This is a genomic window from Candidatus Nomurabacteria bacterium (assembly GCA_020632075.1).
In the GTDB taxonomy this organism is placed as follows: domain Bacteria; phylum Patescibacteriota; class Minisyncoccia; order Phycocordibacterales; family UBA918; genus OLB19.
The window spans coordinates 117,030-143,339 of record JACKGH010000001.1 but is presented as its reverse complement, the minus strand read 5'-3'; the positions used below and the strand labels follow the sequence as shown (position 1 = coordinate 143,339).

General features: G+C 48.1%; 32 protein-coding genes and 1 tRNA gene. 5 read left to right on the top strand and 28 right to left on the bottom strand.

What is annotated here, in order from left to right; all coding sequences use genetic code 11:
- Window positions 1–12 precede the first annotated feature (12 nt).
- The 9 genes from H6786_00790 to typA all read right to left on the bottom strand — a co-directional run bounded on the left by H6786_00790 (window position 13) and on the right by typA (window position 5,479).
- Complete coding sequence (locus tag H6786_00790; protein MCB9815906.1) at window positions 13–525, bottom strand: hypothetical protein; 513 nt, start codon at window positions 523–525, stop codon at window positions 13–15.
- 95 nt (window positions 526–620) lie between these two features.
- Window positions 621–809 (bottom strand): DUF1059 domain-containing protein, encoded by a 189-nt coding sequence (locus H6786_00785; GenBank protein MCB9815905.1) that lies wholly within the window; start codon window positions 807–809, stop codon window positions 621–623.
- Window positions 810–830: 21 nt separating this feature from the next.
- Window positions 831–1,220 carry a DUF1761 family protein gene (locus tag H6786_00780; GenBank protein MCB9815904.1) on the bottom strand — a complete coding sequence of 130 codons (390 nt, stop codon included), beginning with the start codon at window positions 1,218–1,220 and terminating at the stop codon, window positions 831–833.
- A 72-nt stretch (window positions 1,221–1,292) separates the two neighbouring features.
- The gene (locus H6786_00775; GenBank protein ID MCB9815903.1) at window positions 1,293–1,808 is read right to left on the bottom strand and encodes a hypothetical protein; all 516 of its coding nucleotides are present in this window, start codon (window positions 1,806–1,808) and stop codon (window positions 1,293–1,295) included.
- Between the two features lie 101 nt (window positions 1,809–1,909).
- Window positions 1,910–2,383 carry a hypothetical protein gene (locus H6786_00770; GenBank protein ID MCB9815902.1) on the bottom strand — a complete coding sequence of 158 codons (474 nt, stop codon included), beginning with the start codon at window positions 2,381–2,383 and terminating at the stop codon, window positions 1,910–1,912.
- A gap of 129 nt (window positions 2,384–2,512) precedes the next feature.
- Window positions 2,513–2,887, bottom strand: coding sequence for a hypothetical protein (locus tag H6786_00765; GenBank protein MCB9815901.1), 375 nt, complete (start codon window positions 2,885–2,887; stop codon window positions 2,513–2,515).
- Window positions 2,888–3,002: 115 nt separating this feature from the next.
- On the bottom strand, window positions 3,003–3,425 hold the full coding sequence (locus tag H6786_00760; GenBank protein MCB9815900.1) for a hypothetical protein: 423 nt from the start codon (window positions 3,423–3,425) through the stop codon (window positions 3,003–3,005).
- Window positions 3,406–3,612, bottom strand: coding sequence for a hypothetical protein (locus H6786_00755; protein MCB9815899.1), 207 nt, complete (start codon window positions 3,610–3,612; stop codon window positions 3,406–3,408). The genes H6786_00760 and H6786_00755 overlap by 20 nt, the downstream gene beginning before the upstream one ends.
- An 82-nt stretch (window positions 3,613–3,694) precedes the next feature.
- Window positions 3,695–5,479, bottom strand: a complete 1,785-nt coding sequence (gene typA, locus H6786_00750) for a translational GTPase TypA (GenBank protein ID MCB9815898.1) — start codon at window positions 5,477–5,479, stop codon at window positions 3,695–3,697.
- 185 nt (window positions 5,480–5,664) lie between these two features.
- Between typA and H6786_00745 the strand changes: the two genes are divergently transcribed.
- Window positions 5,665–6,300, top strand: coding sequence for a hypothetical protein (locus H6786_00745; GenBank protein ID MCB9815897.1), 636 nt, complete (start codon window positions 5,665–5,667; stop codon window positions 6,298–6,300).
- Window positions 6,301–6,386: 86 nt separating this feature from the next.
- On the opposite strand, the gene H6786_00740 is transcribed toward H6786_00745, so the two are convergent.
- The 11 genes from H6786_00740 to H6786_00690 form a co-directional block, all read right to left on the bottom strand.
- Window positions 6,387–7,037: a hypothetical protein gene (locus H6786_00740; GenBank protein MCB9815896.1), complete on the bottom strand. Its 651-nt coding sequence runs from the start codon at window positions 7,035–7,037 to the stop codon at window positions 6,387–6,389.
- Window positions 7,038–7,121: 84 nt separating this feature from the next.
- Window positions 7,122–7,721: a hypothetical protein gene (locus H6786_00735; GenBank protein ID MCB9815895.1), complete on the bottom strand. Its 600-nt coding sequence runs from the start codon at window positions 7,719–7,721 to the stop codon at window positions 7,122–7,124.
- A 212-nt stretch (window positions 7,722–7,933) separates the two neighbouring features.
- Complete coding sequence (locus tag H6786_00730) at window positions 7,934–8,323, bottom strand: hypothetical protein (protein MCB9815894.1); 390 nt, start codon at window positions 8,321–8,323, stop codon at window positions 7,934–7,936.
- 101 nt (window positions 8,324–8,424) lie between these two features.
- A complete protein-coding gene (locus tag H6786_00725) occupies window positions 8,425–8,934 on the bottom strand; it encodes a hypothetical protein (protein MCB9815893.1) in 510 nt (169 codons plus the stop codon).
- An 8-nt stretch (window positions 8,935–8,942) separates the two neighbouring features.
- Window positions 8,943–9,029: transfer RNA gene (locus H6786_00720), tRNA-Ser, on the bottom strand.
- 32 nt (window positions 9,030–9,061) lie between these two features.
- On the bottom strand, window positions 9,062–9,955 hold the full coding sequence (locus tag H6786_00715) for a M48 family metalloprotease (protein ID MCB9815892.1): 894 nt from the start codon (window positions 9,953–9,955) through the stop codon (window positions 9,062–9,064).
- Between the two features lie 30 nt (window positions 9,956–9,985).
- The gene (locus tag H6786_00710) at window positions 9,986–10,369 is read right to left on the bottom strand and encodes a nucleoside triphosphate pyrophosphohydrolase (protein ID MCB9815891.1); all 384 of its coding nucleotides are present in this window, start codon (window positions 10,367–10,369) and stop codon (window positions 9,986–9,988) included.
- A gap of 36 nt (window positions 10,370–10,405) precedes the next feature.
- Window positions 10,406–12,169, bottom strand: coding sequence for a DUF2207 domain-containing protein (locus H6786_00705; protein MCB9815890.1), 1,764 nt, complete (start codon window positions 12,167–12,169; stop codon window positions 10,406–10,408).
- Window positions 12,170–12,175: 6 nt separating this feature from the next.
- Window positions 12,176–12,760 carry a LemA family protein gene (locus H6786_00700; protein ID MCB9815889.1) on the bottom strand — a complete coding sequence of 195 codons (585 nt, stop codon included), beginning with the start codon at window positions 12,758–12,760 and terminating at the stop codon, window positions 12,176–12,178.
- A gap of 116 nt (window positions 12,761–12,876) precedes the next feature.
- Window positions 12,877–14,538, bottom strand: a complete 1,662-nt coding sequence (groL, locus tag H6786_00695) for a chaperonin GroEL (GenBank protein ID MCB9815888.1) — start codon at window positions 14,536–14,538, stop codon at window positions 12,877–12,879.
- 20 nt (window positions 14,539–14,558) lie between these two features.
- Window positions 14,559–14,876, bottom strand: a complete 318-nt coding sequence (locus tag H6786_00690) for a co-chaperone GroES (GenBank protein ID MCB9815887.1) — start codon at window positions 14,874–14,876, stop codon at window positions 14,559–14,561.
- Between the two features lie 236 nt (window positions 14,877–15,112).
- On the opposite strand from H6786_00690, the gene secG reads away from it, so the two are divergent.
- The 3 genes from secG (at window position 15,113) to H6786_00675 (ending at window position 19,221) form a co-directional block, all read left to right on the top strand.
- Window positions 15,113–15,352, top strand: coding sequence for a preprotein translocase subunit SecG (gene secG, locus H6786_00685; protein MCB9815886.1), 240 nt, complete (start codon window positions 15,113–15,115; stop codon window positions 15,350–15,352).
- Window positions 15,353–15,438: 86 nt separating this feature from the next.
- Window positions 15,439–17,178: a peptide ABC transporter substrate-binding protein gene (locus H6786_00680; protein ID MCB9815885.1), complete on the top strand. Its 1,740-nt coding sequence runs from the start codon at window positions 15,439–15,441 to the stop codon at window positions 17,176–17,178.
- 51 nt (window positions 17,179–17,229) lie between these two features.
- Window positions 17,230–19,221, top strand: a complete 1,992-nt coding sequence (locus H6786_00675) for a ribonuclease J (GenBank protein MCB9815884.1) — start codon at window positions 17,230–17,232, stop codon at window positions 19,219–19,221.
- A gap of 88 nt (window positions 19,222–19,309) precedes the next feature.
- Here the strand turns inward: H6786_00675 and H6786_00670 are convergent, their stop codons facing one another.
- Window positions 19,310–19,483 (bottom strand): hypothetical protein, encoded by a 174-nt coding sequence (locus H6786_00670; GenBank protein MCB9815883.1) that lies wholly within the window; start codon window positions 19,481–19,483, stop codon window positions 19,310–19,312.
- A 165-nt stretch (window positions 19,484–19,648) separates the two neighbouring features.
- On the opposite strand from H6786_00670, the gene H6786_00665 reads away from it, so the two are divergent.
- The gene (locus H6786_00665; protein MCB9815882.1) at window positions 19,649–20,854 is read left to right on the top strand and encodes an MFS transporter; all 1,206 of its coding nucleotides are present in this window, start codon (window positions 19,649–19,651) and stop codon (window positions 20,852–20,854) included.
- 392 nt (window positions 20,855–21,246) lie between these two features.
- Here the strand turns inward: H6786_00665 and H6786_00660 are convergent, their stop codons facing one another.
- The 7 genes from H6786_00660 to H6786_00630 are packed head-to-tail and all read right to left on the bottom strand — an operon-like array spanning window position 21,247 to window position 26,211.
- Entirely contained in the window at window positions 21,247–22,074 is an 828-nt protein-coding gene (locus H6786_00660) for an A/G-specific adenine glycosylase (GenBank protein ID MCB9815881.1), read from the bottom strand.
- A gap of 4 nt (window positions 22,075–22,078) precedes the next feature.
- Window positions 22,079–22,309, bottom strand: a complete 231-nt coding sequence (locus H6786_00655) for a PspC domain-containing protein (GenBank protein MCB9815880.1) — start codon at window positions 22,307–22,309, stop codon at window positions 22,079–22,081.
- Between the two features lie 28 nt (window positions 22,310–22,337).
- Window positions 22,338–23,024 carry an HAD family phosphatase gene (locus H6786_00650; protein ID MCB9815879.1) on the bottom strand — a complete coding sequence of 229 codons (687 nt, stop codon included), beginning with the start codon at window positions 23,022–23,024 and terminating at the stop codon, window positions 22,338–22,340.
- 17 nt (window positions 23,025–23,041) lie between these two features.
- Window positions 23,042–23,845 (bottom strand): hypothetical protein, encoded by an 804-nt coding sequence (locus tag H6786_00645; protein ID MCB9815878.1) that lies wholly within the window; start codon window positions 23,843–23,845, stop codon window positions 23,042–23,044.
- Window positions 23,846–23,851: 6 nt separating this feature from the next.
- On the bottom strand, window positions 23,852–24,988 hold the full coding sequence (locus H6786_00640; protein MCB9815877.1) for a hypothetical protein: 1,137 nt from the start codon (window positions 24,986–24,988) through the stop codon (window positions 23,852–23,854).
- Window positions 24,985–25,773, bottom strand: coding sequence for a DUF389 domain-containing protein (locus H6786_00635; protein ID MCB9815876.1), 789 nt, complete (start codon window positions 25,771–25,773; stop codon window positions 24,985–24,987). The genes H6786_00640 and H6786_00635 overlap by 4 nt, the downstream gene beginning before the upstream one ends.
- A gap of 51 nt (window positions 25,774–25,824) precedes the next feature.
- Complete coding sequence (locus tag H6786_00630) at window positions 25,825–26,211, bottom strand: hypothetical protein (GenBank protein ID MCB9815875.1); 387 nt, start codon at window positions 26,209–26,211, stop codon at window positions 25,825–25,827.
- Between the last annotated feature and the right edge of the window lie 99 nt (window positions 26,212–26,310).

The following is a 26,310-nucleotide window of genomic DNA, read 5'->3' as shown; positions in this document are numbered from 1 at the left end:
ACCTCAGTAGTACTATTTGCTGTCTTCGATAGTCGGACCAAACGCGATCAGCCCAGACTCTTCCCAAAAGATGTCGAGTGCTCCTTCGCACAGTTCCATGAAGGGACAACCCGGATCACGCAAGAGCGCGACGCACTCGACCGTCGGTGATGCTAGACCGTACGTCTCGATCCCGACACGCTTGGCAACATGATACACGTCACCCTCACTACGAATCTGAGTATGCACTCCATCATTGTCACTGATCCACCTGTAGTACAGATCGACCCAGGTCTTATTCATGCGCCCAACTTGCTCTTGCGACAAGCGAATGTCGCCAATTGGCGCCATCAGTGGAAAGTCTTTGTATTCAGGCATGCTGTGCCTGTAGACGAACGGCACACGAATACGCATGACCAGAAGCCCATCACCGATGTAGTCCGACGAGAGCAGCATTGCTTTCATGATCTCACGCATGTCATCTTGAAACACTTCGACTGGCTTGGTCATTCTCCAACCAAGCGCCAATTCCCCTCTTTGAAGCATGTACGTTCCTCCCTTCTGCTCATTGGACAATACAACATGTAGTGCACAGAGTCAACAAGAAGCCTAGTGTGTCCATTAGGCTTTTTGCAATTCTGCTAACTATTCTCTGCTACATTCCAGCGTCGTTGAAATTCAGCAAACCATTCTTTCTTCTTTTCCTCATTTCCACCTTCCATGACTTCCTTATGGTCCACCATGTAGTGTGGCATCATAGCCTGCATTACTTCTTCAGGAGTTTCACCACTGAATTGCTGACTGCAATCTAAACACGCAATAGTTTTCATATTTTACTAAATGGTTAAAAACTACAGCACCATATTGACAGCCACCATAACCGCGACCATGGCCAATATGTACCCCGCTTCTATACGTGCAGGCACGCATGCCTTTGGATTCTTGTAGAGGTTGCTCGACATGATGAAAAACGCAACTGTCACTGCCACTATTACTGCGTGCCCTACATGTCCATCTTGAGCAGCCATGTTGGTAATGACTGCTAGCAAGAGGGTGCCGGCAGCTTGTGCCACCATTGGTTTCAGTATGCCAGTCTTTGGTCCCGTCGTATCTATGCCGTGTCCTGCTGCCCACGGCTTAAGGAACATCTTTGGCGAATACCACAACCAACCGAGTAAGAATGCCAATACAAATGACACTAGAACAGTCACGACATCAAGATTACTAAGTAGTTCTTCCATACAAATTGAGTGAATTGCTAATGTGAATATTGTAGCAACAAAAAGGGCGCTTGTACCAAGCGCCCTCGACCGTCAGTAGAACACACGAGAGAATTCTCCTTTATCCCAGAGTTCAACGAGCTCGTCAGGGAAATCTTCAAACAACTCTTCCAGATCGAAGCCTGGCAGGCATAAGATACATTCCACCGCAGGCGAAGCGATGTTGCCGTCCTCGATGTCGAGTGAGTAGCCAACATGAATGATGTCGCCAGATGTTCTGATGAGAATATCAGGATCTTGACGCCAGATCTGTTCCAACTCTTCCCACCGCGCCATGAAGGCATTCATGGCGCGGTCCGACACCTCATCAGTATTGATCGGCACCACCCATCGATGTGCATTGGCGAGACTACCATCTTCTGGAAGGATGAAAGGCAGGTAGATCTTCACTCCACCAACCCCCTCTTGACCATATCCGTACGATGTAACCAAAGCGAGCACATGATCATATACCGCATTGGTAAGATCCTCGTCTGAGACACCTTGGCGCCAGTAGAAGCGAAGTGGCTGCCGCTCACTTGGACTTTCAGTATGTACTGTCTCTTGCATCAGTATTCCCCTTCTGATTACCTAAAATGTAGGGTAATCGGTATGATTGACACTGTCAACAAAAAGGCCGCGTGAGCGACCTTTCTCCGAAAGGTTCGCGCTCACGCGGCCAAAATACTTTCTTTGTGCCTTGGATACACAAGGTTCCAGAACTCAGTAAAATGCTCAATGCAACTTTGAAGCATTTCTATCGACCCGGCACCAGCAATGTCTGATGTGAGCATGATAGATCCACGCTGACCCTGATCACCAACATACCCAGTTTTCACGCCAGCAAAATATACTCCGTTCCAGAACACAAGCTCACTACGCTCTGTTCCTTGAGCATTCCATTCATGAGTCATCAAAGAAGTTACATGCAAACATCGATCCGATTCAGCTGACGTAGTCTTTTCGTCTCCAAGCATGACCACCGACCAGCTGCGCCTCAGACCGGTTGGCGATGGAAGCACCGCAAGCACCCCCACATAACCTTTACTGATCCCGAATGATTTTGCTAATTTTCGCAGACGTCTTCGTACTCGATTTTCGTGCAAGAAGTCATTCCACACGTCTTTAAGGGTGACGGTTGTCATCAGACGATACCTCCTTCTTGATTAATCTGAGTGAAAAATACCACAAAATGCCTTTGTGTAAAGAGAAAGGCCGCGTGAGCGACCTTTCTCCGAAAGGTTCGTGCTCACGCGGCCTGCACCCCTTCACTCCTACAAACACCCAAACCCAACCGCAGTCAGATACGCACCAAAGAGCGCAGCCAGCACTAGTGTGACCCAAGCTCGTCGCTCAGAGCCATAGACCACATCAGCAGCCAAGATAAGCGACTGTGGACGCACCAGCGCCAAAACACCCTTGATGAGCCCGCCCCAGCCAATGAGCGTGATAATAAGTGGCCAGCCAGCAACCCAGACATTGTGTGTCAGTACGATCGCGAGACCGCCACCGATCGCAACCATGCTAAAGAAGAGTCGCACCAGCGGTGAAGCCTGCGCAAGGTCATCGGTGACGTCACGCAAGAAGTGCGGACGAAACAGCGCACTGACCGCAAAGATCACGATCAGCAAACCAAAGAATTGCGCCAAAAAAAATATGAAGTTTCCATAGTTGTCGTGAGTTAGTCCTCGTGAGTAAGTCTATTGTTAATTATACGACAATGTGCAGCAAAGTGCTTCACCGTAGTAACTCTAAATTTCTGAGTTACCCCCTTACTCTATTAATGGTGAAATAACCCTTGGACTTCTTAAACAAAATATCAAATTTATCAAAGAAGTTTCTGTGTCCAAGCAAGATTGAAAAGGGCAAGTTGTGTACAAAGGTAACAGGGCCGGAAAAAATTTTACCTCCACCTGCGACATAGAAATCAATCTCACTCATATACCCAGTACCTTCACCACAAATTCCTCCCACTTCTGTTTCTGGGCAAGTTGTTAAATCAATACCTAAGAAGTCAGCGATACTTGAATCAGCCATCGTCGATACACAACCTGAATCGATCAACCCATGTGTGACAAACTGTTTCCCCCCGCTACTAAGAGTCACTTCAATAACAGGCCTTTCACAACAAACATCACCCGATGCTCCATCAATCTGGCAACTGTAATTAAATCTTTGTACTGCCATAGCTGCTAAAAGCGTAAATCTTTCGAGGGTCTAGAGCTTTCGTGTAGACAACTTTTTTATTACCAACCTTATTCGAGAGCGTTTTTAAATCTCTTGAATAAGCTAGTATCTTACCGCCACTACCTAAAGCGACCCACTTGCCATAGTGCTGCTTAGTAAAACTTGGTGTTGTAGTTTTTTTACTCATACACAAAACTTACAGTTTTAATACTACACTACTTAGTACGTACAAAACGTCAAGTTTTATACATACTTCTTTTAAATGAAAACTACTTTCCTCGCTTTCGATCACTTTCCTTCAGCTTCTGCTTTCGCAAGCGAATAGATTCTGGACACACTTCGAGGTACTCGTCTTCCTGCATGATCTCAAGACCAATCTCAATCGAGAGCGGGCGGTGTGGAATGAGTGTCACCGCATCGTCGCTACCTGAAGCACGCATGTTGGTAAGCTGCTTACCCTTGGTTGGGTTCACGGTCATTTCTTCACCCTTTGAGGTGTTACCGAGCACCATACCTTCGTAGACTTCAGTACCAGCTCCGATATAGAGCTCACCACGATCCTGGAGATTGAAGAGCGCGAAGGCGAGTGCCTTGCCGTTTTCCATAGAGATCATCGAGCCAACCTGACGCTTCTTGATCTCACCATAGTACTCGCGGAATTCGATAAAGCGTGACGCAAGAATACCCTCGCCACGTGTGTCGATGATGAATTGGTTCTTGTAGCCTAAGAGACCACGAGTTGGGCCTTCGAAGAGGAGACGCACTTGGTTCTCGTGCGGGATCATGTTTTGCATGATAAAGCCACGATTACTGAGACGCTCAATGACCGCTCCCTGATATTCGCTTGGGATGTCGATGGTCACTTCTTCAAACGGCTCTTGTTTCTGACCGTCTACTTCCTTGATGATCACCTGTGGCTGTGAAACAGAAAGCTCGTAGCCTTCACGACGCATATTCTCAAGGAGAATCGCGATGTGCATTTCACCACGACCCTTTACTTTATATGCATCTCCGCCAGCTGGCTCTACCTGGAGACCAACGTTGATCTCCATTTCCTTCTCAAGACGCTCACCGATCTGACGAGAAGTCACATACTTCCCTTCGCGACCCGCAAATGGTGATGAGTTCACGAGAAACTGCATTTCGACTGTTGGTTCGTCTACATTGATTGCTGGCAGTGGCTCAGCATCTTCACTGTCGGTGATCGTGTCTCCAATATTAATATCTTCAAGTCCAGCGATCATGACAATGTCGCCAGCAAACGCTTCGTCCTGCTCGATCGGGTGAATACCGACGTAGTTTGAGAGCTTTACCACCTTGCCTTTATGCATTTCTTCACCCTTATGCTTCATAAGGACCTGCTGACCTTTCGCGATCTTGCCTTCGTAGATACGAGCAATAGCAAGTCGGCCGAGGAAGTTGTCGTAGCCAAGGTTGAATACCTGCGCACGGAGATCTTGCCCTTCTTCGTACACCTTTGCTGCTGGCACGTGTTCGAGGACTACATCGAGGATCGGTGAAAGATCCTTCATTTCATCCTCCATGTTGCGCTTCGCTACTCCATCGCGACCGATCGCGTAGACGACTGGGAATTCACATTGCTCTTCTGAAGCTCCAAGCTCCCAGAATAATTCGAGCACTAAGTCTGCACAGTGTGCTGGATCAGCGGCTGGCTTATCGATCTTGTTGATCACTACGATCGGCTTGTGGCCGAGTTCGAGTGACTTCTTGAGCACGAAGCGAGTCTGTGGCATTGGGCCTTCCTGGGCATCTACCACAAGAAGCACACAGTCGATCGAGCGGAGCACCCGCTCTACCTCTGAACCAAAGTCGGCGTGGCCAGGCGTGTCCACGATGTTGATCTTGGTGTCTTTGTACGTCACCGAGGTGTTCTTGGCATAAATGGTAATACCACGCTCCTTTTCGAGCTGGTTACTGTCCATTGACGCACCCTCGTCGCGTGAACCTGTGAATTCCATAAGACCATCAGTCAAAGTGGTCTTACCGTGGTCTACGTGCGCGATAATGGCGATATTACGGATCTCTTGTGACATAAATACTAAAAATAAACGTTCTGTGCTCCTGATAATAGTTGAGAAAGGCGGCGGCCCTAAAGGGCCGCCGCCCACGAACACCGCTAGAATACGTTGTTTTAACGCTTTTGTCTATATGACTTGTATCAAATATAGACTGTGCTACAGTGACCTAAGATAACCAACACTTCAAGAGGCACAGTCTGATGTCAGAACATTCCAACTTGATCCAAGAAGAGCAACAACTGACCAAAACTCTACGGAGGAAACTCTCAAGAGCAAAAATCAAAACATTCCGACAACTTGCCCGCCACAAGCCCTGGACGCTAATAAGAAAAACGCCAGGACTTTACCCTCAAGACCTGGAATCATTGTCGAAAGCACTGCAAGCCAGATCGCTAGCATTTTCCCCTGACGACACCATCATACCCTCTGACGACCTGAAGCTGAGTAAGGTACATCGTTTCTGGGATCGAGGCTACAAGCGCTACCGTGGCTTGAGACATCTCTATTTGTGTGAAATTGAAGAGATTGCCGGCGGCAAAAAGATCAATGCTTCCAAAAACCTACTTGTCAGTGACTGGCTGGAAAAGAATGACATTCCACACCGATCAGTAGCTCAGAGTAAACTTTGTCAAAGTGGCTTCACGGAAGAAACTGCCATGATGCTTATCTGCAGCGGGATTCAGCACCTCAGGGATCTTCGCGATCTCCCAGATACAACTCTTGCGAGCATTTTTTATGGCGACGCAAAAATGAGGTCATTTACTCAAGCACGTATTCGCGAGACTGATTACGTCCTCTGGAAAAACGGACTACGTCGCCCGCATCGCCCGCTCTAAGCGGGCTTTTTATTTACATCTCACCCAAAAACGCCAAGTTGGCAAAATAAAACAAAACAAATGCCGCTATGATGATGACGATCGCTTTAAGAATCATATTTGATCACATTACGATACTTCCAGGTGCGATGAATGATGAGTAGCAAGAAAATGATGCCGAGCGGGTAGTATACATACGAAGACATGAGCATACGTACGATCGAGTATCCAAAGTGAGCCTGCGTCGTACGCACCTGCCCAACTGTCGCGAAGTACCCGAGGGGATCTGATTCACTACCGATAGTGAGTCGATATGAGCCAATATTAACTGGCGTACTTACTTCAAGACGATACATCCCTGGTGTTAACTCCTGCACCAGTTTCTCGCCTTCTAGAAAAGTAAGTCCGTACACCGAGTCTTTAAGGCGTGTCCAGGCATTTTCATTGCCGGGTTGACGGACTACTTCGGTCACACCACCGTCGTCGTCATTCTGTCGCACGAGCATGAGTGAAAAGCCAGTAGGTTCAATTCGTGCTACTTCGCTCAGCTGAAATGAGAGTTCCGTCGTCGAATCAATGACAAATTCATACATCACCGGAAAATTGTTGAGTGTACCAAGCTGCACCTGCTTATTGAATTCATCCACCGCGATCGGAACGATCTCATATGGTTCGTCCACCTCGGTCACCGTAAGCTGATACGCCATTGCTGGCGCAACCAAACACAGCCACAAAAAGAGAGACGTAAAATACTTCATCCTACTATCATAGCAAACAAACACAGCCCCTCGCGAGGGCTGTGTTTGTAATACGTATGAGGCTAACGTGGTGAAGTATGTCTTTTAGTGCATGTGTCGTGGACCAAGGTCAATACCCGCTTCTTCAAGGATCGCTTGGATAGTAGCTCGGTCATTTGCCTGATGTGCCACCTGAAGTGTCTCGCGCTGCTCATCTGTAAGCTCTTGCAGTTGCGGCATATCGCCACGGTGTGGATGTCCGCCAAAATGTGGTTCAAGACCTAGTTCGTCAAGTATCTCACTCGCGACCTGCACTTCTCCGGCCATGCGCATTTCGTGTGCTTCCACCAACTGCTCAAAGTCTGCTTTTGAGGTGATAATGTCTGCCAGCGGAGCGTCTGCGACAGCAACTTTGAAGGCTTCATAATCATCTGCTTCTATTGCCTCTCTGATGGCATCTTTTACCTCTCGTGCCGCATCGCGCATGGATCGCAATGTCTCCTCATCGATGCCGGCTTCTAAGAGTTTGTTGCGTGCGCCAGTATGATCACCCAAGGCTCGTAGTTCACGAGCTTCTTCAATGGCTTCTACCTGTTCTTCGGTCAAACCTGCTCGACCAAGTATTTTTGCGCCGCCATACGCCTGCACTCCAGTGGCGGTCAAGGCAAATGCAGCGATAGCTATAAGGAACGATTTTGATTGCATAGTATTCAATAGTTCAAATTTCAATTGATTGATATATCCGAATGCAAGTTCGCGACCACTTGCTTCTGTTATTACGACACGGAAGCTAGAGAAGTTTCAAAGCGGGCCAATTCCAAAATGGAATTGGCCCGCTTTGAAGACGTACGCACGCAGACAGAAAATATTTCCACTAAAAAGCCCCGCATCTGCGGGGCTTGTTCATTCGGCAGTAGTTACTGCGGCTGCCGAGGATGGATGAGGTGCTTGTATTTCTCGTCAGCAGCGCTCATCAACGCCACCGACCCAAAGACGATCGTGAGGATGAACGAGACCGTGAGCAAGGCCACGACGTTTCGTGACCACTCTGCATTGAAATTTGCCACGTAGTAGACGACCGTTGCCCAGGCGGAGATGTGTGCCAGGATAAAGCTGGACGACGGGCCGTGCTCCCAGAACAAAAACGTGCGTGTCTTGAAGACATCGACGACGTACAGCATCAGCGCCCAGACCAGCAGCAGATCTGCCACCGTCTCGAAGTTACCGCTTACTCCTGCATAGACAGCGATCGCGATCGTAGCCAGATTCGCATCAAACCGAGACCGAAACAACTCGATGATTGTCATAACTCCCTCCACTCCATTTCTTTGTACTGACAAGTAGCAAGATAATCTTTGCCACAAACCCAGAAAGGAGCATAGCACACCCGTTTGCTTTGTCTATGAGCCTATGCTCCACGCTCAAAGTAGTCCCATACATCGCTGAGCGTACTCCACACCGCACCGTCTGGATCAACATCGGTACCACACGAATCTAGGTAATACTGCGTACCATCAAGGGTAATGTCGTACAAAATATCGATACCATCAGTATAGGAATTGCAGATGGCTGGTTCGATCTCACGCGACTGCATGTTCAGTGCTGATACAGTGAGCGCTGATCGTAGTTTGCGCTTAAGTTCAGCTGGCAACTCCCCTTCGCGCAAGATCTGCTCTGCGCCCGCTCTCGGCGTGTATAGGTAACGATACGTGCCATCTGCTTGTACCTGGAACGATGGGCAGGTATTACGACAAACACCATACACATCACCTACGATCATAAACTGACTCACCTTCTCTTCAGTCGGAACGTCATACTTATGCACGACTGGTGCCGCCTGAGACAAAAACAAATAGACACCGGCCGCAAAACCCATGACGAACGTAATGATGATACTAAGCGCATCTTGCTTTTTCATACCAACTGCGGAGAGAGGGGGATTCGAACCCCCGATACGCTTTCACGTATACATCCTTTCCAAGGATGCGCGATCGACCACTCTGCCATCTCTCCAGTGGGTACTTTTATACCACACCAAGCCGACACTACGCATCCATATCGCGCAGGCGCGCGATACGCTCTTCTGCTGGTGGATGTGTCTGAAAGAGTCCGCCGATCTTCTGCATCACTCCCCGCTCTCCTTTAAATGGATCAGAAATGAACAGGTGCGCAGTCGCATGCGAAGCTTTCCGCATTGGCTGCGCATGTGTGCTGATCTTCTCAAGTGCAGACGCAAGACCTTCTGGGTAGCGAGTTAGGAGCGCGCCAGTCGCATCTGCCAAATACTCTCGCTTGCGAGAAATCGCCAGCTGAATAAGCTTCGCAGCGATCGGTGCCAAAATGATACCGACAATACCGATGATCAAAAAGGCGGGGTGGCGGTCACGGTTGTTCCCGCCCCCGTACATGAGTGTACGACTGAAAAAGTCTGCCAAGATCGCAATAAAGCCAGCGAGAACAACCGCGACGGTCATGACCAACATATCGCGATTACCCACATGTGAAAGCTCGTGTGCCATCACGCCCTCAAGCTCAGTGCGGTCGAGTATCTGCAAAAGGCCTGTAGTAGCAGCCACAACAGCATGCTCTGGATCCCGCCCGGTCGCAAAAGCATTCGGTGCGGGGTCTTCTACGATATACACCTTCGGCATTGGCAGACCAGCGGTGATAGCAAGGTTCTCAACGATATTGTACAACTCGGGTGCTTCAGCATGACTGACTTGGCGCGCATTAGTCATACGCAGTACAATTTTGTCTGAGAACCAGTAACTACCAATGCTCGTAGCAACCGCAAAGATCACGCCAACATACAAGATAGCTGAACTGTTGAGATACCAGGACACACCATAGCTAATAGCGATCACAAACACCAAAAACACCCCCATGAGTGCAAAGGTCTTCCGAACATTACTTGCTTGGTGCGTATACAAAGTCGACATACCGTATCAGGATTCACTCTTTATACTACTCTACAGAGGAATTCCTTGCACACTTTCATGTGACCGGTACTGCACATCAGCTGACCAATTTAGGAAATAGCCATGTTTATAGCCACCTTTTTGTAATAGGTTGCTCTTGCGAGCATTGATCAGTTCTTCCTTGGTTATATCCAGCTGCTTTATCAGCGTATCGAGCACAACCATCAAGTCACTGTACTCCTCAAGAAACGATTCCTTAGTGCGACACATCGCTACTGACGCAGCTTCCTCCTGAACCTTTTTGAACAACTCTTGCTGCAGCTCTTGAATATCAGTTACCTTCCGAACATTACACTCGATATGCTTTGCGTCGATCTTGCCCGGCACGTTGTCGCGGACCAACTTGTTGTAGTAGATACGATTAATTTCTGACATAGTGTTGTAATAATACTATAATTTTTAGGTTCGCAACTACCAGGAACCCCCACCTCCGCCACCTCCGCCACCGCCAGAGAAGCCGCCTCCGGAAGAACCCGACCCTGAAGAACCGCCGCTTCTCGTCGAACCAGAGAACGCACTTGCGAATGATCCCATGTCAGTTGCAAAAGCACCTGCACTAAAGTGCGAACCAGACACATTCGAACTGTACCAACTTGGATCATTGATCTGCACGTCCTTGAACACTTCAGCCCATTCCTTTTCGACTCCAAAAGCTATCGCGTACGGCAAATACTCCATGAACTGTTCAGGACTCTTACTTGGCGCATTATGGAATTTGTAACGCTCAGACTCAGTAGTTGACAAGAAGTCTTTAAATCCACTTAAATGATCGAGTGCAGCGTACCCTTTTTGTGTCCGTCGTTCGCCACCAACCAGCAGTAGTGCAAAGAGACTCAAAAAAGCAACAACAAAGAAGGCTACGATTCCGCTATGGAGAAGCTCTAAGTGTATGCCATACTCAAATTGAATGTATATCACCAAGAAAATAAAGATCGGAATGCCTGTTAAATACACACGATTGATACGCTGCTCCAAGAAACCTAAGTCTACAAGATCCTTGACCACAGCCTTTATCATTTTCTGAATAGTTTGGTAGTTAACCCGCTGCTTACTAGTGTCACGAGACACCTCAGACAATTTAACTTTCGTCCCAACCGCACCTGCATATCTAAACAAAAGAGACAATATTTGCTTTTGAAACTCGGTCTCTGTCTCAGACTCAGGACGCAAGAGGGTTATCTCATAGTCTGTCGTCTCAAATAGCCACAGAACCTTTTCCGTCGTTTGAGTGATCTTAATAAAACCCTGTTGAGCCAAATAGATAATTCCAGCTGTGATGTCACGCGAGTCAAGGCGGTTGTCAAACAACACACCAGTGAACATTGGTTTAAAGTCTTCAAACGGCTCGTATTGCGGCACAATCGCTTGCTCGATACGATACTTGGTACGCCAGCGATACAGCCAGGTGATCAAGCCGCCAAACCAAACAACGACCAGGCCAAACCCCAACAACAGTGAATTGTAGCGCTCAAGTGGTGGCGGGATGGTCGGCACAGTGATCTTTTGAGCGACGGTAAGATTGTGTCCAGCTGGCAGATTCTTTTCAGTAAAGTATGCCATGCGACCATTTGTTTGCTTGCTGTCACACGGAGAGGGTTCACCAGGTGGTCCAGCATAACAAGCCTGATCAACCAAGAGCAGTACTTGACCTTGTGCTTCGATCGATACGGTCACCAATTCCATCGGCACCTGCCAATCGAACCCGGTAACATTCCAATAGAGCTCTAGACCCTCTTTGTACGATGCGAGCGCACCACGAACCTTATATGTGATCGAATAGATCTGTTCACCGTTCACATACGTACCAGCATCACCAATTCGAATGTGAACATCATCGCCACGCTCCGACACATCATATGGCTCTGGTAGACCATTACGAGTAACGCTCAGCGGCTCTATTTCGACATATCGCTCCTTATACCAATGGGACGCTTCCTGCGGATGTGCGCCAAGCAGATCACGATAGATACCATGCCGAGACTCCGCACCAAAGTCATACGCAATGGTCTCGGTCACCTCCATTACTCCGTCATCTTGGAGATGTATATGTGCATCAAAGCGAGTAATGACCTCTGCTGAAGCAGACGCAGTGAGCGCCGCCCAAAGGGCGGCGCTCACAAACAGAGTCGTAGCGACATCACGAACGATATGCAATGTGGATTGCAGTTTCGTCATGCTTCACTAGAAACTCACTTTCACTGGCTCTTTTTCCTCACTTCCTTCTTCGAGCTCAAAGAACTCTTCTGACTTGAAGCTGAACATTCCCGCGATCACATTTGATGGGAATGACTGTATCGCGATATTGAGATCACGTACGTTGCCGTTGTAGAAACGACGAGCTGCCTGAATCTTATTTTCAGTATCTGAAAGCTCACGCTGCAACTCAAGGAAGTTGGTGTTTGCCTTAAGATCTGGGTAATTCTCAGCGACTGCCAAGAGTCGGCTCAGTGCTCCTGAAAGAGCTGATTCAGCACCAGCCATAGCAGCGATCTGTTCAGGGGTGATGTTTGACGGATCAATATGCGTCTGTGTTGCCTGTGCACGCGCCTGCGTCACATTATCAAGCGTCTCACGTTCATGTGACGCATACCCTTTTACAGTCTCCACCAAGTTTGGAATGAGATCGTAACGACGCTTCAACTGCACGTCGATATCAGCCCAAGCCTCCTTGGTACGCTGAATGAGTTTGATAAATTTGTTGTACGCAGCAATCGCCCAAATAGCAACAACTGCAATAACAATGAGTAAAATCCACATTGCGCTCATATACGATAAGGTTATTCTTAACGACAATAATTGTACCACACACGAGAACGACTCAAAAATAAAAGCAGGGTAGATAGATATCTACCCTGCTTTTACTTAAGTTATGAATGAGAATGTTACATCATCCCCATACCTCCGCCCATGCCGCCCATACCAGCCATAGCTGACAGGTCAGGCTTGTCATCTTCTGGCTTGTCAGCAATTGCTGCTTCAGAGGTGAGCAAGATCGCTGCAGCAGATACCGCATTCTGTACCCCAGAACGTTCTACCTTTACCGGATCGATAATACCCGCCTTGATCATATCGTCTACCATTTCTGCTTTGGCAGCATCGTAGCCAGCGTTGCCACCAGCTTGCTTTACCTTCTCAACGATCACCGCGCCATCGTGCTTGCCGGTGTTATCAGCAATTTGCTTCAGTGGTACTTCAAGCGCTTTGAGTACGATATTGTAGCCAATCAACTCTTCACGCTCGAGATCCTTCTTACCAAGGATGTCTTTCTCGACGATCGCTGCTGCACGCGCAAGCGACGTACCACCACCAGGCACAATTCCTTCTTCGATCGCTGCCTTGGTCGCGTTTACCGCATCTTCGATCTTGAGCTTGAGGTACTTCATTTCTGTTTCGGTTGCAGCACCTACGCGGATAACCGCTACACCACCAGCCAACTTTGCAATACGCTCTTCGATCTTTTCCTTATCAAACTTACTTGAAGCCTGTTCAAGCTGTGACTTGAGCGCACCAACCCGCTCGTCGATCGCTGCTTTCTCGCCGCCGCCGCCAACGATAGTCGTACTGTCCTTAGTTGCGATCACACGTTCAGCGCTACCAAGCTGTGCGATCTCGGTATTCTTCAGCTCCATACCAAGATCTTTTGAGATCACCTGCCCGCCAGTCGTAATAGCGATATCTGCCAAGATCTCCTTCTTACGATCACCATACCCCGGTGCCTTTACCGCGAGTACTGAAAAGCCACCCTTAAGCTTGTTGACCACAAAGGTCGCAAGTGCTTCACCCTCCACATCATCTGCGATGATAATGAGTTCCTTCTTACCAGTCTGAGCGATCTTCTCGAGGAGTGGAAGAATATCCTGTACATTCGCGATCTTTTCATCGGTGATGAGGATCTGTGTATCTTTGTATTCAGCTTCCATGCGCTCCGGGTTGGTCACCATGTATGGCGATACATAGCCCTTATCAAACTGCATTCCTTCGGTGAGTTCGGTCTCAATACCAAATGACTGACTTTCCTCAACCGTTACCACACCGTCTTTACCAACCTTGTCAATCGTTTCGGCGATCTTCTCGCCCAGCTCGGTGTTTTCAGCTGAAATGGTCGCTACTTGCTTAATCTCATCAACCGAGTTGATCTTGGTCGCCATGTTCTTGAGCGCCGCTACCACATCGGCCGCAGCGTGCTCCATACCTGATCGTACCGCCATAGAGTTGATGCCCATAGTAGTCTGCTTCAAGCCTTCATTTACGAGCGCCTGGGTCAACACGGTCGCTGTGGTGGTACCATCGCCAGCCAGTTCGTTGGTCTTGTTAGCCACCTCCTTGATGATCTCCGCGCCCATGTTTTCGAACTTGTCCTCGAGTACGATCTCCTTTGCGATCGATACACCATCATTGGTGATAGTCGGACCACCAAAGCCCTTGTCGAGTACCACATTTCGTCCTCGTGGGCCAAGTGTTACTTTCACTGCGTTTGCCACTGTATCAACCCCCTTCTGCAGGCGCTTTTTTACGTCCTCACCAAAAATTACCTCTTTTGCCATATTTCTATACTTAATTAAGGTTAGCCGTTAAAAATACCTAAAATGGAAGCTTCGGACACGATAAAGTACTCCTTGTCTTCAAATTTCACTTCATCGTAGCCGTACTTAGAGAACACCACCCGGTCTCCTTCTTTTACCTCAAGTGGAATTCGTTTTTCACCATCTTCATCCCACTTACCAGGCCCAGCAGCGATCACAATTCCCTGTTCTGGTTTTTCTTTCTTCGCAGAATCAGGAATGATGATGCCTGAGGCAGAGACTGTTCCTAACTCCTCTTCAGTGAGTGGTCGGACCACTACACGGTCTGCAAGTGGCTTGATCGGACTTTTTTCTGACATAACTTCAATAAATCTTAAGAACTTATTTATAAATTTCTCTTTATCAATACAAAATGTGCAACTCCAAAAACCTCAAAAACGTTCCGTTGCGCGCACATTATACGACAGGTGTAGATGTTTGCAATTTTGCCTTCTTACGGTGATTTTCTCAGTCAAAAACAATACGCTCCGTGGCGTCTGTGAGGTGAGTTGTACACTCTTGCTTAGGACTCAACTTTCTGCTACTATCTCACGGCATGAATATTATCCAATCAGTGCTTCCAGCACTGCCGTATATCCAGATCGCACTCTCCATCCTACTCGTTGCCGCAATTCTCTTGCAGCAGCGCGGTTCAAGTTTGGGTGGCGCATTTGGTGGCGACAACTTCAGTTCTGCTTTTCATAAGCGTCGTGGCGCTGAGCTTTTCTTGTTCAAGTTTTCGATCGGGATCTCAATCCTCTTTGTGATCTCAACCTTCCTAAACATCCTCGCGTAAGCTACACACGCACTATTTGAATTCTGTCGCACACTCGATCGAGTGTTGTACGGCTCTTTGATCATTCACTTACACCTAACTCCATTATGAACCAGACACCCGGATCGTCGCTCTCGCTATTCGATCGACTCCTTAACCTTATTGAAACTGCGCGTGGTAGCGACAAGTTTCTGCTTCGCCTTGGACTATTTGCAGTCATTGGCACTGCAATTTGGCTGACCCTCGCATTCAATCAGCAACACTCTGAGATCACCCCGACTCGTGGTGGCACTATTACTGAAGGTATTTTGGGCACCCCACGCTTTGTGAACCCAGCGCTCGCTTCCACCCGAGCTGACCAAGATGTGACTGCGCTGGTATATAGCGGACTCATGAAGATCGCACCAGACGGTATGCTGGTCAATGACCTAGCAGAATCTATTACAACTTCCGAAGATGGACTCACCTACAACATCGTCTTACGTCGCGACGTACAGTTCCATGACGCAACACCACTTACTGCCCACGATGTTGCCTATACGATTCGACTCATCCAGGACCCGGACCTCAAGAGCCCACTACGCGGCAACTGGACTGACGTGGTCGTTGAAGAGATCGGTGAGTACGAGCTCAATATCATTCTTGAAGAAGCATACGCGCCATTCATTGAGAATTTTACCGTTGGTATAATGCCGGCACACGCATGGAGCAGTCTGCCGATCGAACAACTACCATTCAGTCAACTCAACACTGAACCGATCGGTTCAGGGCCGTTTGAGATCATCAATGCAACACGCGACACCTCTGGTTTGATCGAACATTACAGCCTCCAGGCTTTTCGAAGCAACCTTTCAGACCCAAAGATAGACTCCATTGAGTTGCAGTTTTTCCAGAATGAAGAATTGCTTCAGCAAGCACTGCACGACCACAAGATCGATGCAACTGCCTACCTAACAACAGATCATATTGCGCCGTTTTTGGAAGAAGGATACAAACTGGTTGAGGTCGCGCTACCGCGCACCTTTGGTATTTTCTTTAATCAAAACCGCTCAACTGCACTCCGCGATCCTGCCGTCCGAGAAGCATTGACAGCAGCCTTAAATCGAGACGCACTGATCGAAACAGCACTGTTTGGGTACGGTGTCCCCATCACAAACCCTACCATTGCAGTGAGTTCTTCGTTAGAATCAACGAGCAGCATTGCTGAAACCAGCACCACTACTCAAAACGAACGAGCGCAAGACATCCTGATCGACGGTGGCTGGGAACTCAATGATGATGGGCTCTGGGAGAAAGAGATCGATGACGCTCCTGTCACTCTCTCATTCACACTTCGAACAAGCAACGTGCCACTTTTTGATGCGGTGTTGGACGCCGTAACCTCACAATGGCAAGCCATTGGTATCGATGTGACCACTGAGCAATTTGAGCAAACTGGCCTTGTGCAGTCTGTCATCAGACCACGAGACTTTGAAGCGCTGTTATTTGGAGTTGATATGAGTCGTTCGTATGACCTGTATCCGTTCTGGCATTCATCGCAACAAGATGATCCTGGGCTCAACATTGCACAATACGCAAACGTTGAGGTGGATGATTTTCTTGAGACTGCACGCACAGAGCAAGACGAGACTGCACGGCAAGAAGCCCTTATGCAGGCAAGCAATATCATTGCAAAAGAGACACCAGCGATCTTCCTGTTTCAACCAACACTGACATACGTCGTGGATGAGAAGATAGACACCGCAGCTATGAACAACTTAGGACGAGCGGCTGATCGATTCAGCAGCGTGTCCGAGTGGCATACCGAAAGCGATTCGCTGTGGTCTCACTTCCGAGATGATATGTAATCCGATTTGTATATTAGAAATTGAAAACACTTAAAAGAAACTGAAATTGATATGAACACAACTGAAAATTCACAGACACGATCAGCGAGCGGAACACCTGAGCGACGACCACGTAATCGTCGTCGAGTTCACACAGCTGGCAGTCGGCCACCACGCCGCAATAACAACAACCACCCACGCAGCAATGGGCATCATTCTAGTACCAAGCCTACAGCAGGAAAGCCTGGTGCAAAGAAAAATGGTCGTCGCAATGGTCGTCGTCGCAATGGTGGTGGACAGCACCGCCGTCGCCCAGACAAGGCACCAGCACTAACTCATCGACTCACTACAAGCGATGAAAAAACTACACCGATCCCAGAACTCATGGATGAGGATACCGTGCGTATTATTCCTGTATCAGGCGTAGAAGAGATCGGCCGAAACATGAACATCATTGAAACCAAAGATGACATCATTGTCATCGACGCTGGTTTCCAGTTCGTGAGCGAAGAATCAAACGCACCTGGTATCAACTACATCCTGCCAAACACGCAGTATCTTGAAGAGCGCAAGCACAAGATCCGCGCGCTCGTCGTAACTCACGGTCACCTCGACCACATTGGTGGTATTCCATTCATTATGGAGCGTATCGGTAACCCACCGATCTACACACAGTACCTTACCTCGCTCATGATCCTGAAGCGTCAGGAAGAGTTTCCACACATGGAACCAGTGCAGATGAACGTAGTGAAAGAAGGTGAAACGTTTACTGTTGGTAAAACCCGCATCAAGACCTTCCCAGTTACACACTCTATTCCAGACGCGATGGGACTCGCGATCGAGACCAAGCACGGTGATATCGTAGTGACTGGTGACATTAAGCTCGTGCACGAAGACGGTGAAGTAGTGGTGGAAGAGCGCCAGGAATGGGAGAAGATCGGGCAAAACAAGAACCTCGCCCTTCTTTGTGACTCAACCAACGCAGACCGTGGTGGCTTCTCAGCCACTGAAGCTCGCGTGTTTGAGACACTCGAAGAAATCATTCGTAACTCAACTGGTCGTTTGATCATTGGTACGTTTGCGTCACAGTTTGATCGCCTTATCAGCGTGATCAAGGTGTGTGAAGAACTTGGCAAGAAGGTGGTGATGGAAGGCCGCAGCATCAAGACCAACATCGATATTGCACTGCAGGCGAAGCTTATGGAAGTTGACCCAAAGGTCTTCATTCCGGCGAACGACATGAACCTCTATCCAGCAGACAAGATCGTGATCCTTTCAACGGGTGCGCAAGGTGAGCAGTTTGCAGCGCTCATGCGAATGGCAACTGACAAACATAAGTTCATCACATTGAATGAACGTGATACGATCGTCCTCTCATCTTCCGTGATCCCTGGTAACGAGATCGCTGTTCAGAAGTTGAAAGACAATATCTACCGCAAGAACGTAAAGGTCGTGAACTACCAGGGCTCACACGTGCACTCTTCAGGACACGGTAATGCAGGTGAGCTTATTTGGGTAACTCAGACCCTTAAGCCAGAATTCTTGATCCCAGTTCACGGTCACCACTACCACCTCAAGAGCCACATGTATGCAGCGGTTGAGAACGGATTCCCGCGCGATCATGTGGTCGTACCAGACAACGGCACCATCATCGAGATCAAGAACGGCACCGAGCTCACTGTCCTCCCGATGAAGATCCCAAATGAACTCCTCATGGTAGACGGATTCACCGTAGGTACGCGCCAGGAAGTAGTGCTGCGCGACCGTCAGACACTCGCTGAAGATGGTATGTTCGTCATCATCGCAACAGTCAATACCAAGAACGGTAAGTTGCGTAAGTCACCGGACATTATCTCTCGTGGTTTTGTCTATCTTCGTGAAAATCAGCAACTGCTCTCAGAAGCGCGTGTACTGATCAAGAAGACGGTTGAGAGGCAGACTGAACACATGCATCCAATCGATCTTGAACTCGTGAAGGATGAACTTACAGATGTCGTTAGCGGATTCCTTATGCAGAAGACGCAAAAGAATCCAATGGTGATTCCGGTGCTGATCGGAATTTAAAAGATGTAAAATGGTCGGCCCCGAAGGGGCCGGCCATTTTACATACAAAAAGTCCCCACCTATGGGGGACTTTACTTTTTCGGCGTTGTCAGTCGTCGGCAGACTCCAGCTTCTTCAGCTTGCGACCACGCCAGAGGCTGATCATGAGTACGCAGAGGAACGCTGCCGCAAAGAGAATTGCAGCTACTCCGGCGTCGCCTTGCCCCATGCCTGCAAACAAACCGATTGCAAAGAGGACCAAACCGAGCAAATTCAAGAGCATGATACTTCTCCCTAGTCACTACCCACGACGGATTCGCAGGTACTTTTCTAGAGAGAAAGGCTGGTGAGATACTATAATAAATACTCCATATGTCAATATTTAAAACTTATTCTGTGACTGTTTATAGCCGCCAAAAGCGAAGCTTTTGGCGGCTATAATGTACCCATGCCACGTTCTGCTCATTACAGTCTATCGACTAACAAACTGCCAAAACGGCACCTTGTGCCTATTTACGCCGCTTCCCTACTCTTAGTGTTTCACAGCTTTGTAGTTGCCTATATCAACTCATCCTTTTTACAACAGTTCATCAAAGAAGAAGCTGTCGGTACTATCTATACGATCGGCTCGGCGCTCAGCGTCCTTATCTTTCTCTTCGTATCGCGCGTACTCCGGAAGGTCGGCAATTTCAAATTGACAGTTACCCTCTTGCTCTGTAACTTCCTGGCGGTTATCGGCATGGCCTTTGCCACTGAGCTTCGCGTTGCCATCCCTCTGTTCCTCGTTCATTTAATCACCGTACCGTTGATCATTTTCAATCTCGATGTCTTCATGGAAGAACAGATCGGCAATAATGAAACCACGACCGGCAGCAAGCGCGGACTCCTCCTCACTCTCACCAGCCTCATTGGCGCTATTTCTCCGCTTGTTGGCGGTCTTTTGGTTGACGGTTCTGCCACTACCTTCACCTACCCATACGTAGTGAGCGCTGTAACACTTCTGCCGATCATAGTCATACTCATTTTTTTCTTTAAAGACTTTTCAGATCCTACCTATGGAGAAATCGACCTTTTCTCAGCCATCAGAAGTTTTTGGCGCAATCTCAACATCCGCTATGTCCTGTTGGCTCACTTTACACTGCAAGTCTTCTTTATGATGATGGTGGTGTACACACCACTCTTCCTAACTAAGCACATTGGCTTCTCTTGGGCTGAGTTTGGTATCATCATGTTCTTTGCACAGCTTGCGTACGTTGTGCTTGAGTACCCGATCGGGCTCATCGCAGATAGATACATTGGTGAAAAGGAAATGATGGGTATTGGTTTTCTTATCCTCATCATCTCTACTAGCTGGATGTCTTTTGTCTCTGTGGCCAGTATCTTGGTCTGGTCGATCATCATGTTTACGACTCGCGTTGGCGCTAGTCTCGTTGAGGTAACTACCGAAAGCTATTTCTTCAAGCAAACAAAAAGTAGCGACGCTCAGATCATCAGCTTTTTCCGCGTCACTCGCCCACTCGCCTACATTTTTGGAGCCTTGGCCGGCAGCCTTGCTCTCCTCTACATTCAAGAATTTGGTCTGATTTACATTGTCTTTGCTGCCCTCATGATCCCAGCAATGTTTTTTACCCTCAACATTGAAGATAGTAAATAACACCTCAGGTTACCGAGGTTCGCAAGTACACTTTAAGATGGATTTTGGTATGGTGTTCTTGGATGGAAACAACGGGGATTGGCTGAAGCTACTGATTGGCCAACCGTAAGCAGAGAAATCTGCGTAGCTGTATGGGTTCGAATCCCATAACCCGGTTCTTGAGATAGTTCATTTTGCGCAGACCCATTCGGGTAAACGCCAAGTATGTCTGGTAACAGGACTAATAAATTTTCTTGGTAGAACCTAGTAGGTGGTAGACAACGAAGTGATTCTCTCGGGAGTCACGGAGTCAACCCTGAGACACCACCCTGAATGAATGAAAACTGCCTTCCGATACAGACAGAAGCTCAAGAATTGCATCTCCCCTCCCGTCAAACGGAGGGGTTAGTTTATTATGCGAGCCTAAGTTGACCTGCCTTTAGATGTATCATCTGCTCATCCTTTAGTCGGGCGAGTTGCGTAGCAACTCGCCCGCTATCGTAATCTGGAAGCTCGACCTGTAGTAATTTTTCTAGCTGGACTTTCGTAAGCTTGCCTCTGTGTGTCAACACGCGCAGAATCGCGCCACGAATCTGTCGATCACTGCCCTGAAACTTCGACTGCTTAGTGTAATGTTTGCTTTTACTATTGATGTTACCGTGTTCTTTTTTTAGATGTGCACCATAGTCCATCAGTGCCCAGTACCACTCTCGTGGATTATCATGCGGTAGTGTTTTGGCTACGAGCTTTAAAATATTATCATCGTGAACCTCTTTCTGCCTTGCAAAAAAGTGCTGTAGAAACACTTGTCTGACATTGGTCTCGATAAGCACCACTGGTTCGTTATACGCAAACGCCATCACCGCAGACGCTGTGTATGAGCCCACGCCTGGCAAGCTCCGCAAGCCAGGCTCATCATGTGGCCATTTCCCTTTCTGGTTTTTCACTACCTCTTTGGCAGCTTGATGTAAAAACTTTGCCCGGCGATTGTACCCAAGTCCTTGCCAAGCCCGGAGTACGTCACCAAGTGGCGCGGCGGCAAGCCGCCGCGCCGTAGGAAACTCCTTCAAAAAAGACCGGTACTTAGATAAGACACGGTCAACTTGTGTCTGCTGCAGCATGAGCTCAGAAACCAAAATTCGATAGGGATCAGCGGTCTTTCGCCATGGCAGATCATGACGACCATGATCGTGATAGTGTCGCCAAACGGTATCAACAAACCTGCGCTCTTTTTGATTCATGACACTACTCGACCACCTCGTAGTCGAAGTGGTCAGTGTTATCAGCTTTTGGCATCACGATCCAAGCACCCAGATAAAAAAGTAACCCCGGAAAGACACCGGTCAAAATGAGAAACACGATCGCCATGATACGGAATAATACCGGATCCTGATCAAAGTAGTTTGCCAACCCGGCCAACACACCACCAACAACCGCTTTCTCTTGATCTCTTCGTAACCGCTTCTTTCGTTTCATACCAACACTATACCAAAAACCACCCTGCTTATAAATGATAGATAACATCCTTCCGCTCCACGATAATTGGCCACTTTGCGCGCTTTGCGTACGCATAGAGCGGTTGATTTGGATTGAAACAGATCGGTTCAGAAACTGATTCAAGCAGTGGGATATCACCGTCTGTATCACCAACCGCAACGGAGCGTTCCTCGGTCAAACTCTGATCTCGCTCAAAGACACGCTTCACGATATTGGCTTTATTCTGTATCAAATGCTCATCAAGCACTTTGCCGGTAAACTGGTCTTGCGGGCCGATCTCATAAAACCGGCCGTACACTTTATCAAAACCATATTCGGCACAAAATTCATCAAGTACCGTCTTTGGTGATTGTGAGATCGCAACAATGTAGTACCCCTCTTGCTTGAGCTTCTTGATCAGATCTCGCGTGTACCGGTACACATATCTACTCTGTTCATCTACAACGTGTCGGCCGATGTCAGCAAAGGTGCTGTAGTGCACACCCTTGATGTGCTTTAAAAAGGTTGCAATGACTGCCTCGATATACTCCTGATACTTTCCTTCTCGTGATCGCCAATTCTCAAGCTCTGTTTCATACTCAAGCGCTGCTTCTGGTGGAAAGACCTCTTCTGCGATCAGTTGTTCAACCAGCTCAATAAGCAAGCTTGAACGGAAGACCGTACCGTCGATATCAAAAAATGCTACTGGTTTCATACAACAAGTGTACCAATCTACGAGAAATTTATAAATACAGGACGCCACTCTCGCCACTCATCACGCATTAGTGTTTCAACAATATACTCTCCATCGATATCCCGCCCCACGCTGCGTAGTACGATCGAATCATCAGGATGGACAGCCTCAACATAGCCCAAGAAACCTCGCTCCACTGCCTCAGGAGCATGTTCAAGTATAGCTCCAGTACGAGGCTCAACATCGATCCGTACTCTTGGGACACCACGAAGTAACTGCTGCCATTGCCCAGGAATACGTGGACGAAGCTGCGGCCACGGCACCACGATCCCCCGGCGAGACAACTCATACAGCGCATATTCTAGAGATTGCAGTGGCAAATCCATTACGCCACCACCACACGCATCACGAAGAACACGACGAATAGCCACCGTTGCTTCGTGGGTAGCATGATAGATATGATCTTGCACTAGTTGCGGAAATACCTGTCGTTCATCTTCACTAAGCGCTCCACTCTGCACCCACCCTTCTAATTGTGGCGTAAAAACAAGTGAGAAATCAGGCTCGCGTTTCAGCACAGACACCGTATCACCATAGTGGAAGGAACCCAGCTGTAAGTCAAAACCAGGCTTTGGCCTCGCCAAACAAGACAGCTCTGGAATCGAAACAAAGGCTGTCTTCCCGTACTTATACGAAAGATCAGCAAGTGATGGTTCGGGTGCAGGCAACTCAACAGAAACCGGATCTGGAACATTCGGCCTCGGCATTGGCGTCGGTACTACATCAAGCCTAAAAACAAAACGCCACAGATCCTTCAGGACCTCGATCAAAGCAACAAACATAGATCATTATCCTCGAGCACGGAGCAACAGGTCGACGATCGCACCAAGTGTAACAAGCATACACAGGAACAACGCAACCTGCCCTACGACCGGCAACATTACGAGTAAAATAACCGCAAAAACTCCAACCACCAACGTGACGAGCGATAGTCGAGCAGATGGCTGATTGAAAACTCGCATCAAGACATGTCCGATCACAGCAGACAGTCCAGCGAAGGAGAGGGTTACCAAAAGGGCATATAGGAAGAGGAAGACAATACCAACGAACATGCCAATGACACTGAAAAGAAGAATGATCGTAGCTAATGGCGCCAGAAGTAGCACCAATAAGCCAACTACAAGTGACCTAACGCTTTTTGTCGCCGCCTCCTTCACAACCTCCTCAAGCGAACGACGCGAAATAAGGAACCAGACCAACACTGTGAAGAGCACGACCAAGGCTGAGACAAAGAGTGATTTGAATTGATATTCGTTTTTATCGATCACTGGATCATTGCGGAAGATCTCACCTCCCACTCGATGATCGGGAGATAGATTAAGAACATCTGAACTGACGTAGCGCACCGACCCTTCGATCGCAGCACGATCACCTAAAGCAAACTCATCAACTTTAACATCAACATCACCTGCTACCGGTCCATTGATCCGGAGATTCTTCATAGTTCCAAGCACATCACCACCAACCGAACCTTCAATATTGACCTGTCCGGCATAAATGACGACATCACCAGCGATACTGGCGGTCGAAAGAATGTGTACTGACGAACCAATCACGAGTAGGTCACCCATGACTGGTTCGGCGATCGTTGCTCCGGTTGAGATGATACGTAGGTCATCACCGATCGTGCCGTGCACATCAGTCTGAGACCAGGTTGCTATAAACGCGTCACCATTAACAGAACCATTGATTGTTGTCTTACCCGTAGCGGCGACCAGATCAGATTCGATAACGCCTGATACATTAAGAATGTTTGCTGCAGTGTAAAAATCTCCAGCGATGACCTGATCCTCAGTCACCGAAACAGTGTAATCAGAACGGACGACAACCTCCGCACTCGCTGCAGTGACTGACACAAAAAACAGCACCACACTAAAAAGTACGAGTTTTAAGACACTGTTAAACTGTTTTGTGCAGTCGATCATGAAGCCGTAATATCCTCTTTAATTACACGTTTCTCCATAGTCTTTTGTTCGGTTATCTGCTCTGTAACTTCAGCGATCACCTTGTTCTCTTCTTCCAACTTTTCCTCTTCACGCTTCACTGTAGATTCAGCGATATGCTCCTTCTCAGACAGGTTCATGAGCTGGAAAATAAGCATAGCGGTCAAAATGATACCGAACAGGTTCAAGATAAGAATCATTGCAGCGCCAGCAATGATAGTCATATCAAGTGCAGCAATACCTACACCAACAGTTGCGAGCGGTGGTACGAGTGCAACAGCGATCGCTACACCAGGTAACGCATCGTTCCACTCAGGCCGCGCGAGCATGTATGCCACGGCTGCACCAGCCACAACTGCCACAATAAGGTGCAAGAAGTGTGGCTCAGTGCGAGCCATTACCTCAGCTGTAGTGAACATACCAGGATCGCTTGTCCCAAAAAGAGCTGCAGCCACCACCGACAACAGAAGTCCAGCACCAAGAGACTTCAAGAGAGTAGAAAGGGCACGCTGCACCAACTTGATGTTGTTGTTCATCATTACCAAACCCAAAGAAACACCGAGGATAGGATACATAAGTGGCGCAATGAGCATACTGCCAATCACGATCGAACTGCTATCAAGCAGCAAACCCAGAGTCGCCATTAAAGTGGAGAGACCAATGAGATAAAAGTAATCAAAATCTGGCGTTCCATTTTGGACCAATTTTCGAATAAGAGCAGCCTTGTCCTTGTCGGGCAAAGCTCTAAAGCGTGCAATTACAGACATAACGTGTTTATTTCTCTAGTAGTATACGTGGTTTGACAGTGCTTGCAATGACTACTCTGCACGCAAACAAGGGAGCAGACGGGTCGTTTCAAGAACACTTGGCGCCGCACCACCCAATACTTCAGAGAATCGTGCCGAGCCAAGAGTCTCCGCTGCACACGACTGCATAGCAGGAGTAATAACAAAAGTGTCCACATCAATCCCAACTTTATCAAGCACAGACAGCTGCGCATCACTGAGCGCCAGATCACGCAGTGGAATACCTGTTGTTGCGTCCGATGAAGCGACACCTTCCGTATCTGCAGACGTCGTTTCATTTGTCTGTGCAGACCCTGCTGCAGGCTGAGGAATGTTTTGTAGCACATACCAAAAGACGAGTACCGTCGCGACTAGTGCGCCAAGTAAAAAACTTCCAGAAATGATTAAAAACTTCTTCATGGTGCAATGTATTCTATCGGGGCTTGCAAAATACTGATAATAGTCAGAGCTAGCATGAGGAGAAACAAGCCACCACAAAACAGCGCAACTCGGGGTCGA